Raw genomic sequence first — 13,928 nt, forward strand, 5'->3', positions numbered from 1 at the left:
GCAGCAGGCTGATTAATCTTTAGCCCCAGGGTTTCTAGCTTATCGAGGGCAACGCTGGCCTGGCCCAGCAGCGGCAGCTTATTGACCAGGTTTTCCATTGGCCCCAGCAGGTAGGTAAAGGTGAGCACATAGGCCACTCGGGTATTGGGGCTAATGCCAATCCAGTTGGGCAGGGCAAACAGCACCAGCCCCACCGCAAAAAAGTAGATAAACTTACCCCAGCTATCGAGGATGGCAAATAGGCTCAGCCCTTTCTGGTTGTAGTGCCTGACCTGGAGGGCGGTTTGGCGCAGATCGAGGTCAAAAAAGTCGTGGCGGCCCAGGTAGTGCAGTTTTAGCTCTTTGATACCTTCAACTAGGCTGCGGAAGTGCTGGAACAGTCGGTCTTGCTTTTCTCGCGCCGCCGCCAGACCACGTCGCCCGGCCACCAGAAACCAGCGGCAGCTAAACGAGGCTACCAGGGTAATCAGGAGGACCAGGGCCAGCACCTGCCACGATAGCCACGACACGTAGACCATGCAGCCGACGGTGCCAGCGATGTTGATCATCAAGACGGGCAAGATGCTGGCGGCAGCCGCGATCGCCTGAATATCGTCAGTCAGAATGACCAGCAGGCCAGGCAACCCCAGCGTTTCTAGGGATTTCAGCTCAGCGGCCAAAATCTGGCGGCAGAGCTGAAGCTGCAGCTCAAATACCGCAGCCTGAGAAAACCGCACCAGCAAAATGCGGGAAATCATCGCCGTGATTAGGGCGATCGCGCCCAAACCCACGAACGCCGCTACCACCACGGTTCCTGCTGTCTCCTGAGCGATCGAGTAGCTGATTAGCGCAATCAGCCCGGCGCTACAGCCACCGCTAATTAGGCCTGTGGCCAGGGCGATTAGCAAGGCTGGCCCAGACGTTTGCAAGAGAAACAAAACTAAGCTCATGGAAATCTCGTAAATCGGTTATGCGCCAGGGCTGTGATGGTGTGGTCTCAGTCAACATCGCTCGATTGATGAACGGCATGGGCGGTGGCAGCACTGCTACTGGCAAAGGCACGAGCTAATCAACCTATTGAACAAGCTATGATATCTGCGGTTCTCTTTGCTAACTCAAGCGATGCCTCGACCCGACCTCAGCCAGCTTCGAGAACGGTTAAATATCTCTCGGCTAGCCATTCAGAACGGCGGGCTGACGGTTTGCTGCTGGCTGGTGATTGGGGTGGCTGGGCTGTTTGCGTTTAGCTCTTTGCAGTATGCCTTGTTCCCAGATATCACCTTTTCGGTAGTGCTGGTCAATGCCACCGCCCCCATAGAAACGGCGATTGATACCGAAGCTCAGCTCACCATTCCTTTAGAGGCACAGCTGCAATCTCTGACCGGGCTGTCTAGGCTCAACTCGACGACCTCAGCGGGGCAAACCTTGGTTAGAACCGGCTTTAGCGTCAACCGGGGTCTGGCAGAAGCCGCCGCTGCTGTAGAACAGGCGATCGCCCAAGCCGAACTACCCAACCAGGCCGACTACGAAATCATTCCCCTCAATCTCAACGAAGCGACGGCCATTAGCTATGCCCTGGCCAGTGACGAGCTGACCCTAGCAGAGCTGGCTGACCTAGCCGATGCCGAAATTTTGCCCTCTCTGCAAGACCTGCCCGGCGTGTTGCGAGTCGATCTACGGGGCACGGGCGCTCAATCTACCCCTACCGCAAACGACACGGGGGGCTTTCAAGCCGCACTGCAAAATCCACCTACCCTGATTCGCTTCAATGGGGAAGCGGCGCTGGCGGTGCAGGTGGTCAAGCAGGGCGAGGCCAACACCCTAGAGGTGGTCGATCGCGTTGAAGCCGCCATAGAGCAACTTCGCGACCAGCTGCCCCAGGTGCAGATTACGCTGGCCGAAACCCAAGCCGACTATATTCGCTCGGCGACTCAGGCCACCATCGATGCGCTGGTGGGGGCGATCGTGCTGGCGGTACTGGTCATTTTAGGCTTTTTGCGCAGCTGGCGAGCCACGCTGATTACCGCGCTGGCGATTCCCCTATCGCTGCTGGGCACAGCGATCGTGATGGCGATCTACGACTTTAACCTGGAGACCATTACGCTGCTGGCCCTGGCGATTGTGATTGGCATCATTGTGGACGATGCGATCGTTGAAATTGAGAACATTACTCGCCATATGGAGGAGGGCGCGAGTCCTAGGCAGGCGGCCCTGCTAGCGACAGATGAGATTGGGCTGACGGTGTCGGCCTCGACCCTAACCATCGTGGCCGTATTTTTGCCCGTGGCGCTGATGGGCGGCACGGTGGGGCAGTTCTTTAAACCCTTTGGCCTAACGGTGTCTGCGGCGGTGCTCACCTCGCTGCTAGTGGCGCGCACGCTGACGCCGGTACTGGCCGTTTACTGGCTGCGGGCGAAGTCGGCTAACCCCAACTCGCCCCCGCTACCAGCCGATTCTGATCTAACTAACGCGGGTCCACTGATTCCAGATGCCGCACCTAGCTCCTGGCTAGAGCGGGGTTACAGCCACATTCTCGCCTGGGCGTTGCACCATCGCTGGGTGGTGGTAGGGTTAGCGATCGCCAGTCTGATCGCGGGCATTGCCATCATTCCCCTGATTCCCCAGGGCTTTATTCCCCAGCTCGATCGCGGGGAGTTTTTGCTCAACTACACGACGCCCCTACCCCAGCGCCCCGATCTAGCGCAGCTTCAACGACAGCCGGGGGCGTTGCCCACGGTGCCGACGGTGCCGCCCCCGGCTGAAAACGGGCGATCGCAGCTCTTGCAGCAAACCCTCCAGCAGGCCGATGACCTGGAATCAGCGGTATCGCAGCTGCCCGAAGTGGCATCGGTGTTGACCACCGTGGGCGGACGGGGGCGACCCAACGAGGGCAGTCTGTACATCAAGCTGCGCGATGATCGCAATCGCGATACCGCCGCCGTCCAGGCCCAGCTCCGCCAGGACTTGCCTGCTCGTGAGGGACTTGAGACCAGCGTCGAAGACATTCAGTTTGTGGATACGGGGGGCGAAAAACCCCTCCAGGTGGCGTTACTCGGTGACGATGTGCTGGCCCTGCAAACGGCCGCCGCTGAAATTCAGGCTCAGCTCACCGCGCTGCCCGGCTTCGCCGACGTGCGCATTTCAGGGGAAGAAAATACTACCGATGCGATCGCCGAAATCAACCGCCAGAATGGCGAGCGGGTCGCCATCATCAGCGCCAACCTGAGCAACGGCAAAGCTCTGGGCGATGCGACTGATCAGGTGGTGGCGATCGCTGAGTCCGTCGTCCCCCCAGGTGTACGCATTGATTTAGCTGGCGACTCGGCTCGGGCCGGTGAGGTGTTGGGCAGCTTTGGCCGCATTCTGGTGCTGGCCGTCGTCTGCATGATGCTCGTACTGCTGGTGCCCTTTGGTCGGCTGCTGGAACCGGCTGTCGTGGGCCTGTCGCTGCCGCTCTCAATCGTGGGGGCCATGCTGGCGCTGTGGATTACCCGCAGCGATTTTGGCATTGTGTCGCTGCTGGGGCTGCTGTTTTTGCTGGGCCTGCTCGACAAAAACGCGATTTTGCTGATGGATTATGCCAACCAGCTCCGCCGGGCCGGGCTAAAGCGCGGCGACGCGATTATGAAAACGGGGCTAGTGCGGCTGCGGCCCATTCTTATGACCACCGCTTCGACGGTATTGGGCATGGTGCCGATTGCGATCGGCCTTGGGGCCGGGGCCGAACTGCGGCAGCCCATGGCCGTTGCCATCATTGGCGGTCTGCTGACTTCAACCCTGCTGAGTCTGGTGGTGGTGCCGGTGCTCTACACCCTGCTTGAAGATGGCTGGCTTCGGCTCACCAGGCGGTCGGCCTGATGGCTATTCAGGTGATTCTTGTGCCCGCTGGGGCAGAACATCAGGCGGTGGTGCGGGGCCTAAAAGGGGTTCCAGAGGCTCCCCCAGTGGTTTCAGTTCCAGCGGGGCCAGCGGCGTTTTGCGCCTTTTTAGCAAGTTGGGAAGGCCGATCGCGCTTTGCCGATCGGGAGATCCTACTCATGGGTTTGGGCGGCAGCCTGTCGACCCATCATTCGGTGGGCGACGCTATTCTACTTGGGCAGGTGTGGAATGACGTTGGAGATGAGCCCCAGTGCTTCCAGAGCGATCGCGCCCTTACCCACACCCTGACCCAGCGCCTTAATGCCCCAATTGGCATGGGGGTGACCTGCGATCGTGTCATTACCACGGTGGCCGAAAAGCAGCGGCTGGGCGATCGCTACCAGGCCGCTGTGGTCGATATGGAAAGCGCCGTGCTGCTAGACGCCATGCCCCAGGCCAAAATCGCCCTTCTGCGGGTAATCAGCGATGACTGTAGCCACGATTTACCGGATATCAGCCGGGCGATCGGGCCAGACGGCAGCCTCCGTCCCAAGATTCTCGCCCGCAGCTTTTTGAAGCGCCCCATTGCAGCTCTAAACTTTATTAGCAACTCCCTCCAGGGGCTCAAAACTCTAGAGCAAGTAACCCCAACCCTTTTTAAGTGAGACTTTAGTAGCGGCAGAGTATAGCTATCACCGACATCATTAGGATATTTTGCTTGCAACCATCCCTGTCTGTCATTTCCGTTTTCACGGAAATCCATTTGAGTGCAGTTACGGGCTAGTGGATTCCCGACTACGCGGGGATGATACTGAATCCGCCTTAGCTACCCCCGATTGGGCTGGGCAAACACCGTTTGCCCCTACACAAGCTGCCTGTTCGAAATTGGGGCTATGATTCGGATTTGGTATGACAGATCTGTCCTAACGTGAGCAGTTATGGCTATACCGTGACTTCAGATTAAGGGAAATTTAATTAATAAAGACAGTTCAATTAAGCAGAATTTAAGAACTAAATAAATCTCAAAAAGTCGTGAGCAAATGGTGCGATCGCGGTTTAGCGTACTTAATGTACCGTTGATGCCCTAACTCACTGCGGAGGCTCTAACCCCGATGCCAACCGAGTTTTCATCACCCCCCGACCAATCTTCTCTGTGGAAGCCCAACCGCAGCAGCAGTCGTCGGGTAGAAAGCATTGTGCGAGTTGTTTGCCTCGTATTTGCGGCCATCTCCATTCTGACTACCCTGGGCATTGTGCTCACGCTGATTTTTGAAACCATTGATTTTTTCGCCGACCCATTCTTTCGCCAGTCACTTTGGATCAATCGTCTACCTGACCTATTACCTGGTGCTTCTGAGGCGCAAATTCAAGCGGTGGGCGACCAAATTCAGGCCCTCGACCCTACACAGCTCAGCGAATCATCCCAGGCCATTGGGTTAGAGCCGCCCAGCCAGACCGCCGGGTTTTTCTACGCCATCACCCGCTTTTTCACCGATACTCGCTGGACGCCGCTGTTTGCTAACGATACCGACTTTGGCATTTTTGTACTGATTAGCGCCACGCTAATGACAACCACCATCGCTATGGCCGTAGCGGTACCTCTGGGGTTGCTCATTGCCATTTTCCTCAGCGAATACGCTGCCCCAAAGCTGCGCCAGGTGCTCAAGCCCGTCTTAGAACTGCTGGCTGGGGTGCCTTCGGTGGTGTTTGGCTACTTTGCGCTGCTCACCGTGACCCCGTTCTTACAACAGCTGATTCCGTCGCTACAGGGGTTTAACGCCCTCAGCGCTGGCATGGTGCTGGGGGTGAGCATCCTGCCTCTAGTGGCATCGCTGAGCGAAGATGCGATTAACGCCGTTCCCCAAGACCTGCGCCAGGGAGCCTTTGCCATGGGGGCCACCAAGCGCGAAACCATTCAGGCGGTGGTAATACCGGCGGCGCTGTCGGGGATTGTGGCGTCGATTATTTTGGCGATGTCGCGGGCGATTGGTGAAACCATGATTGTCAGTCTGGCAGCAGGGCAAAACCCTCAGCCCATCGACGGCGACCTGGGCTTCATCAATCCGTTGATTCCAGTGATGACGATGACGGCCTTTATTGTGCAGGTCAGCCTGGGCGATGCCCCGTTTGGGTCACTGGCCTATAAAACCATCTTCGCCGTGGGTATGACGCTGTTTTTAATTACCCTGGCGCTCAATATTGTCAGCTACTGGTTTGTGCGTCGCTTTCGGGAGAAATACGACTAATGGCCTCTTCGCAATCACAGTTTTCCTTACCGACCTCCTCGAAAGTTGAATCAGAGTTTGCGGGCAACTTGCCCCAGCGCTACACCATCGATCGCGCCTTTAAGCTAGCTACCTGGGTCGCCACCGCGATCGCGATCGCGGTCCTCGGCTGGCTGCTATTTGACGTATTAAGCCAGGGCTTAGGCCGTCTGAACTGGCAATTTCTCACCAGCTTTCCCTCCCGCCGACCCGAAAACGCGGGCATTATTGGTGCCCTGGCTGGCACCTTCTGGGTGATGATTATTGTCCCCATCGTGGCGTTTCCCGTCGGGGTGGGGGCGGGGCTGTACCTGGAAGAATTTTCTGACGATCACTGGTTTTCGCGACTGATCGAGATCAACATCAGCAACCTGGCCGGGGTGCCATCCATTATTTACGGGCTGCTGGGGCTAGCCGCCTTTGTGCGCATCATGGAGCCGATTACCGGCGGGCGATCGGTGCTGGCCGGGGCGCTCACACTGGCTCTGCTGGTGCTGCCGATTATCATTGTCGCTACCCGCGAGGCGCTGCGCGCCGTGCCGGAAGGCATTCGTTTGGCGGGGCTGGCGATGGGGGGCAGCCGCTGGCAAGTCGTACGTGACCACGTGCTGCCCGCCGCCATCTCTGGCGTTCTCACCGGGGTAATTTTGGCCCTCTCCCGCGCCATTGGCGAAACCGCGCCGCTAATTACCATTGGTGCACTCACCTTTGTGCCTTTTACCCCCGGCTGCACCGAGGAGTTCCCCTACTTCAACCCCCTAGACCTGGTACGCTGCCCAATGAATGTGGCCCAAAGCCCATTTACGGTCATGCCGATTCAAATTTTTAACTGGATTAGCCGCCCCCAGCAGGCGTTCCATGAAAACGGAGCCGCCGCCATTATTGTGCTGCTGGTGATGCTGGTGCTAATGAATAGTATTGCGATCGCATTGCGCAGTCGCTTTCAAGGGCAGCGATCGTAAATGTTCAACATAGTTAAAACAACAAAGCAATGAATATCAAAAACGCAGGGTTCAGCTATCTAAAAAATAGCTGAACCCTGCGTTAAAGAAGAGAAATTGAGTTAGGCGTAACCTAGCTCAATTAGAGTTCCTTGAAACCACCATCGCAGACAACGGCAGTAGCAGCTTGAGGCGTGGTAACGTTGATGGCCGCTACAGTAGGGGGCGTAGCCGCGACTTCAGATTCGCACAGAATTGCAAGGGTAGTCGCATCTTGGCCACCGGCTCCTGTGGTCAGCTGAACACCGCCAGCATAGGACTTCAGAGCTACATCAACTGGCTCAGCCAAGGCTGTAGCACCACCCACTCCGGCATTATCAATGTCGTAATTGTAGTAAGTGGTGTTGGAAGGAATACCAATGGCAAGATTGACAAAGTCGGGGGCAAATTCAGGATTTTCTAAGCGGTAGGCTTGCTGACCACGGTTCATAGAACCAACGTAGGTTTTAGCTTCAGACTGACGAGCTTTGTTGGCCTGGTTGAGGAAAGAAGGCAGCGCGATCGCAGCCAGAATACCGATGATGATAATAACAACCAGCAGTTCGATCAGGGTGAAGCCGCCTTCTTCTTTCTTGGCAACGAGGTGCTTCAGCAGGTTGGCTTTGAGAGAGGTTTTCATAAGTTTTTGTCTCCTTGAGGGTAGGCGGTAGAGGTGTTGTTTGCGCCTGGGTCTAACTTACCCACCTGCTCTCACCCAGCGATCACACCCTGTCAAAAAAGTTTTTCGGCTGGCCCAGGTGCAGGAACAATTTCAAAGCCGTTGTTGACGGCGCTGGGCAGATTGAGCTGCTCTGCTTGCAGCGTTTCTACGGTTTGGTCTAGGGCCACAAATTCTCTAGGAAAGTCTAAGAACAAGCCCAGCAGCTCGGGTATCGCCCACTGATCTAACTCACCTGATGGGGCATTGGGGGGGGCGATGAAGTTGATGCTCTGGGCGTAGCGGTTGCGGTAGGTGAGGCCCAGCAGGCTCCGCCCCGTGCGCTGAATCGGGGTACCGAACGCCGTTAACCACGATCGCACGTCTCGATAGTCAACCAGCGACGCGGCTATCTGGGCTTGCTCTGCTGGAGGCAGGTTGGCTTGCTCGAAGTAGGGCTGGGCAAACTCACTGGGCTGTAGCCAGGCCCGCAGCAGCAGCAGGCCCTGGTCTTGGGGCGATTGCTCTAGGGCCTGATTGACAATCTCTAGAGCCTCTGCGGGGTTTTGATCTGTAGCCAACAGCGCCTGGGTAATGGGGCGTAACGTACCAGACTCCGCTATCAGTATGGGCCGCTGGTACCACCATCGCACTAGCGCCGTTTGGTCATAGAGAGTGGCGTACCCTGGAGCGTCTGGCGACGTAGCCTCCAGCACGGCTTGATGATGAGCTAGGGCCTGATCTAGCACGGAATCTTGAAGCGGTGCCAACGGCTCTTCTCGCCACAGAGGCAGGGTTAAAAACTCGGGCTGGCTCACCCCTTCCAGGCTAAAGGCGGTAACAGCCGCTTCGGTTTGACCCTGGGCCAGATAGGTTTGCCCCAGCAGGTAGCGGCTCAAGCTGCCGCTTCTGGGCAACAGCTGCACCGCCCGCTGGCTGTAAACTTGGGCGGCTGCCGGGTCTTGGGGCAGCAAGAGCACCGCTAGATTGTGGTTAAACCAGGCATCGTTGGGGGCGATCGCCGTAGCGGCATAGAGGTTAGCCAGGGTATCTTGGCGCGCCGCCGCTTGTTCTTCAGGGGGCACCAGAGGCAGCAACCCATAGATCTCCTGCCCTAGCAGGGCGTGGTAAGTGGGGTCCCACGGCACCAGTGCAGCGGCAGATGAGAAGTGTTGTAGTGAACCAGCCACATCTCCCTGTTTGGCACGGCTCACGGCGCGATCGCCGTGCCAGAAACCCAGGTCGGCCATCAGCCACAGGTAGCCTGCAATCACCAGCCAGGCCAACAGCCCCAGGCTCAGGTAGCGGCGGGTAGCCCCGCCCACGGGCGAAGGCAGAGGCCGTTCTGATGGGTTGGCAAGGTGCAGCAACACCACTAGCAGCACCACCAGCGCCATAGAAATGCCAATATTTTCGAGTTGCCAATCAGTCAGGCTAGAGATGCCGTAGGCTAAAAAGCCGCCGCCCACCCCGTAGAGCAGCCATCGACTGGTCTTGTCTTCAATAGTGCGGTGCAGGCGCAGCCACAGCCCGATAATCAGCACCAGCCATAGCAGATAAACCCCTAGCCCCAATAGCCCCATTTCGCCCAAAACTTGGGATGGCGTGCTGTGCAACTGCTGAGAATGATCCATACCCAGGCCAGCTTCGATGGGGCGATAGAGGTTGGAAACGCGGCTCATCACCCCTGGGCCAACGCCAACCAGAGGGCGATCGCGCAAAATATTGGCCGCAATTTTGGCCAAAAAGTAGCGATCGAGCAGCGGCCCATCCTGCACCACAAAGCCCGAGGGGTTGGCAAAATTTAGGCTGCCCAGCAAACTGCGCACGCGGGGGTTGCTGAGCGCTACGACCACCATCACAGCCAGCCCCAGCCCCCCCATCGCCAGACGACGAAGTCTACCTTTGGCCGTAGACCCGATGACAAAAGCCGCTATAGCGACCAGTAGCCATACCAAAACGCCCAATAGGGCACCCCGCGATCCGCTGACATAGAGTGCAATGCCGGTTAAAACTGTGGCGGCCACTGCCAACCACCGCCGCCAACCTCTAAACGCCACAGCGCAGGCCAGCACGAAGGGCAACGCCAGGGCACAATAGCCGCCGACAAAGTTGTGGTGGCCAAAGGGCATGGCGTTGCGCAGAGCTTGATAAAACTCGTTGTCGATGGCGGACTCGGCCCCCGGTCGCCACAGCGCCAAGGAAATGATGGCCGTACCCAAAAACGTGCCCGCGATCGCAGTGGCTAGATAGCTCGTTTTAACCTGGGCCTGCCTCACCCAGTTAACCCCGCCATAGAGCGCAAAAACGTAGAAGGAGGCTAAAACCACGTTCCACAGGGCCACGGTTTTGAAATCGCTGGCCAGGCTGCAAACGATCAGGCTGATGCCCGTCGCCGCTACCGCCCAGTCCAGGCCGTGCCCCAGGGGGCGAAAGGGTCGATCGAGCTGACGCAGTTGACTCATGAGCCAAAGCGCGATCGCCAAAAATCCTGACTGCCATACCAGCACCCAGGGCCACCCCACCATGCGCAGGTAGCTGTGTGGTAGCCAGGTCATTACCACCATGGCGACCCCAGCCAGGGCACCCAGCCAGTGCCAGTTAAAGGTCCTACTTGTGGCCTCACTTACGGCCCTGCTTGCAGAAGGTTGCGGAGAAGAATCTTGAGCCATAGATGATGCCAATACGGTGAAAATAACCTGGTGGGAAGCGGGTCAGCTGACGGCCCACTTTGGTTTTGTACAGACGCTCTCTCGACGCGATGGCCATAAAGGACCAGTCTTTAACCATCGCAGCAGGGGTGGGTAGACTTATTTTAGAACTACGCCCAAGTCTGTGGCCCGCACTATAGGTTTCTTACGCTTACCAAAGACACCCATGTTGACATCTTTGAGCACTCCCCATCGCCCCCTGCACCGAGCTAAGCAACTATTAGTTTGGGTAGTGCCTGTCGTGATGATGATGAGTCTGGTGCCGCTACAGCAGCAGCGCTTAGCCAAGCTCCAAGACCGCACCGCTGCCGACCAAAACCTTGAGCAGCAAGACCAGGCTACCGCCGCGACCCTGACCTTGGCACAAAAAATGCCTGCCTTTGGGTTTGATAATCTAATGGCCGACTGGTTTTTTCTGCGCTTTTTGCAGTACTTTGGCGACGACGAAGCGCGGGCTGAAACAGGCTACAGCCTGAGTCCAGAGTTTTTTCGGGTCATCATCCCCAACGACCCGTACTATCGAATGTTCTATCTGTTTCTTTCGGGCAGCACCAGCAACTTTGCGGCCAAGCCTGAGCAAAGCGTGGCTCTCACGGCCCAGGGGCTAGAGCGTCTCACCCCCGCCTTTCCGTCAGACGGCTTTTACATCTGGCGCTATCGCGGCGTAGATGAACTGCTGTATCTAGGCGATGCCGAAGCGGCACAAAAGTCTTACCGAATAGCCGCCGACTGGGCTAGCCAGTCATCTCACCCAGACGCCCCATTCGTTGCCGAAAATTCTCAGCGTACCGCTGATTTCCTAGCCCGTAACCCACTCAGCAAGCAGGCTCAGGTCAACGCCTGGGCTAGCGTGCTAAGTACTGCCTTTGACGATGACACTCGCCAGCGGGCGATCGATCGCATCGAAGAGTTGGGGGGTACCGTTATCATCAGCGAAGCCGGTGAAGTTAGTATTCAGTTTCCCCAGGATGATTAGCACTTGGTCATATAGCTGTAGTCATCACTATCAAAACACTATTTCGTCATTCCCGTGAAAACGGGAATCCATGCGGAAGAACAGTCTCTATGAGTGGATTCCCGCCTATGCGGGAATGACAACGTGAGATGTCTGCGCGGGAATGACGGACTGAGGTGGTAGAGCCTAGCTGCCCTAGAGCTGGCCGCAGTCGGCAATCACCACAGGCTCGGAGGTTTGGCCGCTGCGGCTGCCCACTTGCTCCATGGCACTGACTACGTCCATACCTTCAACCACACTGCCAAAGACCACGTGCTTGCCGTCCAGCCAGGGGGTGGCCACCGTAGTGAGAAAGAACTGTGACCCGTTGGTGTTGGGGCCAGCGTTGGCCATGCTGAGCAGGCCGGGGGTGGTGTGCTTAAGGGTAAAATTTTCGTCGGCAAACTTCATGCCGTAGATTGACTCGCCGCCGGTGCCATTGCCGCGCGTAAAGTCGCCGCCCTGACACATAAACTCAGGAATGATGCGGTGAAAGCTAGAGCCCTTGAAGTGCAGCGGCACGCCGGAAGTACCCATACCGTTTTCCCCGGTGCACAAGGCACGAAAGTTTTCGGCGGTTTTAGGGGTGACATCGGCCCGCAGCTCCATGACGATACGGCCTGCGGGGGTACCGCCAATGGTGACGTCAAAAAATACTTTGGGATTGGTTGTTTCAGTCATAAATCGTTCTCTTAGTGCAAGACGCAGGGGTTGACCTCTGCCATTAACCCACAGTTTGACCGAAAGCTCAAAGTAGACTAAGGCAGAGAAATAACTGCTGGCTTAGCTAAGGCGAAACTATCAGGTCGCTACTGAAATAGTTTGTTTACCCATCGGCCTAGAAAGCCGCCGTTGGGAGAGGGTGATGTATCTGTAGTCTCTTGGTTTAATACGATATTGGCGATCGCGGGGTGAGTCTGCTGCATCCAGTTACCCAGGGATTGGGCCATGGGGCTGTCGGAGGGCAGGGCGACCAAGGCCTGTTGCCACATGTAGACCTGTTGCTCGTTGAGCTGCTGGTAGCCATAGACTACACCGAGGTTGGCCAGCAGGTGAGCCTGGCCGAGGGCATCTGAGCCAATCTGTTCGAGGCCCTGTTGATAAAGCGCTATGGCGCTATTGTAGTTACCTTGGTAGGCTTCAGCGTTGGCCAGGTTATTGTGCAGGTAGGCCGACAGCATGGGCTGCGCGGCCAATAATTCGAGGGCCAAAAGCTGCGCCTGGCACTGCCGCCACCAAACCGGGTCGAGGCTGCCTGACGGCGCACTAGACAACCCCAAGCCCAGGTGTAGCAAGGTTGTCCAGTCTTCTTCTTGCTCAAGCCATTGCCATACCTGAGCCAAATTGGGCCAGTGATACTCAGCCCAGGCAGCAGGCAGTCCAAGAATTGGGGCCAGGGGGTCGAGCCTTTGGCTGGGATGCTGAGCCCAGCCCGATTGCACCAGACTATCGGCATACCAGCGCCCCAGGTCTAGGCGCAGCTGGCGGCGAGTGGAAATAGTTTCTTCGCCAGCGAGGTGACCTTTCGCCAATGCCCGAATCAGGTTGTGGCTGGGGGCATAAATTCCAGGGCCAACCGATGTCAGGCATTGATTGGCCACCAGCTCGGCTAAAACAGCGGTCGGATCTGACCTGTCACCCAGCAATAGCGCAGCCAGCCTGGGGGTTATGAGCGGCGCGGGTAGAATGACCAACCGTCGCAGCAGGGCTTGGCTGGAGGGCGAAAGAAGATTATATAGATGGAGAAAGCTATGGGCTATGGCCGTACTTTTGGCGCTGTGCTGGGGCTGATTTTGCCAGGTATTTAGGTAATCAGCTACGGAGTCTGCTGGGGAACTAAGGGAGCTATGGGTAAGCCGGGTGCCCGCCAGTTTGAGCGCGAGGGGAATGTGCTCGCAGTAGGCCGCGATCGCCCCCCAGTCATCCCCAATGGGTTCCGGGGCGTGGGCAGCATGGGCCAGCAGTGCGATCGCATCGTCGGGAGCCAGGGGTGCTGTCGCCAACCCCAGCACTTCGGGTAAATCGGGGGGTGGGTAGGGGCTAGTAACGATCACAATGCAGGATGATGATTGGGGTAGCAGGGGCAGCCACTGCTCCGCTGGACTGTCGGTTTCTAGCAGCACGATGGCACGGCGCTTGGTTAGGCAAGCTTGCCAAGTAGCCGCTAGATAAGTCCAAGAGATGGCCGGGGCCGGGGTAGGTTCACCCAGCTGATGCAGCCATCGTTTGAGAATTAGCCCCCTGCCCCAGTCTGACGTTTCGGCCCGAACTTGGGCAGATAGGTAAGCATCGGGATAGTCGGCAGCAAAGAACTGGGCCAGCCATTGGGCCAGCCTAGATTTGCCCATGCCCGGCTGCCCCCAAAACACCACGACAGCACTAGTAGAGCGCAGCTTTCCCAAGGATCGGAGGTGAGCCGCTGCTTGGTTGATCAGCTCATCTCTGCCCAGGGGTCGCGCCAGCTGAGCCAGTGCTGCTCCATGG

At 57.4% G+C, this 13,928-nt stretch carries 11 protein-coding genes; 5 read left to right on the forward strand and 6 right to left on the reverse strand.

The features are described 5' to 3' along the window. Positions 1–929: ABC transporter transmembrane domain-containing protein (locus tag IQ273_RS21280; RefSeq protein WP_255534631.1), on the reverse strand; the 929-nt coding region annotated here is incomplete at its 3' end. A gap of 172 nt (positions 930–1,101) precedes the next feature. On the opposite strand from IQ273_RS21280, the gene IQ273_RS21285 reads away from it, so the two are divergent. From IQ273_RS21285 to pstA, 4 genes are all read left to right on the forward strand, one after another. Continuing rightward, a complete protein-coding gene (locus IQ273_RS21285; RefSeq protein ID WP_194025171.1) occupies positions 1,102–3,837 on the forward strand; it encodes an efflux RND transporter permease subunit in 2,736 nt (911 codons plus the stop codon). Then, positions 3,837–4,502 (forward strand): phosphorylase, encoded by a 666-nt coding sequence (locus tag IQ273_RS21290; protein WP_194025172.1) that lies wholly within the window; start codon positions 3,837–3,839, stop codon positions 4,500–4,502. The genes IQ273_RS21285 and IQ273_RS21290 overlap by 1 nt, the downstream gene beginning before the upstream one ends. A 447-nt stretch (positions 4,503–4,949) precedes the next feature. Next, on the forward strand, positions 4,950–6,083 hold the full coding sequence (gene pstC, locus IQ273_RS21295) for a phosphate ABC transporter permease subunit PstC (RefSeq protein ID WP_194025173.1): 1,134 nt from the start codon (positions 4,950–4,952) through the stop codon (positions 6,081–6,083). Then, positions 6,083–7,063: a phosphate ABC transporter permease PstA gene (gene pstA, locus IQ273_RS21300; protein ID WP_194025174.1), complete on the forward strand. Its 981-nt coding sequence runs from the start codon at positions 6,083–6,085 to the stop codon at positions 7,061–7,063. Before pstC ends, pstA begins: the two co-directional genes overlap by 1 nt. A 121-nt stretch (positions 7,064–7,184) precedes the next feature. Here pstA and IQ273_RS21305 read toward each other — a convergent pair whose 3' ends face one another. The 3 genes from IQ273_RS21305 to IQ273_RS21315 all read right to left on the reverse strand — a co-directional run bounded on the left by IQ273_RS21305 (position 7,185) and on the right by IQ273_RS21315 (position 10,529). Next, positions 7,185–7,721, reverse strand: coding sequence for a type IV pilin-like G/H family protein (locus IQ273_RS21305; RefSeq protein WP_194025175.1), 537 nt, complete (start codon positions 7,719–7,721; stop codon positions 7,185–7,187). Between the two features lie 92 nt (positions 7,722–7,813). Beyond that, positions 7,814–10,306, reverse strand: coding sequence for an O-antigen ligase family protein (locus IQ273_RS21310; RefSeq protein WP_194025176.1), 2,493 nt, complete (start codon positions 10,304–10,306; stop codon positions 7,814–7,816). Between the two features lie 55 nt (positions 10,307–10,361). Further along, a complete protein-coding gene (locus IQ273_RS21315; protein WP_194025177.1) occupies positions 10,362–10,529 on the reverse strand; it encodes a hypothetical protein in 168 nt (55 codons plus the stop codon). Between the two features lie 87 nt (positions 10,530–10,616). Between IQ273_RS21315 and IQ273_RS21320 the strand changes: the two genes are divergently transcribed. Further along, positions 10,617–11,426: a hypothetical protein gene (locus tag IQ273_RS21320; RefSeq protein WP_228053508.1), complete on the forward strand. Its 810-nt coding sequence runs from the start codon at positions 10,617–10,619 to the stop codon at positions 11,424–11,426. Positions 11,427–11,600: 174 nt separating this feature from the next. Here IQ273_RS21320 and IQ273_RS21325 read toward each other — a convergent pair whose 3' ends face one another. Both IQ273_RS21325 and IQ273_RS21330 read right to left on the reverse strand, forming a co-directional pair. Next, complete coding sequence (locus tag IQ273_RS21325; RefSeq protein ID WP_194025178.1) at positions 11,601–12,125, reverse strand: peptidylprolyl isomerase; 525 nt, start codon at positions 12,123–12,125, stop codon at positions 11,601–11,603. Between the two features lie 128 nt (positions 12,126–12,253). Further along, positions 12,254–13,928, reverse strand: a 1,675-nt coding sequence (locus tag IQ273_RS21330; protein WP_194025179.1) for a hypothetical protein, incomplete at its 5' end; no start/stop codon positions are given.

The sequence above is a fragment of the Nodosilinea sp. LEGE 07298 genome, from assembly GCF_015207265.1.
Taxonomy (GTDB): domain Bacteria; phylum Cyanobacteriota; class Cyanobacteriia; order Phormidesmidales; family Phormidesmidaceae; genus Nodosilinea.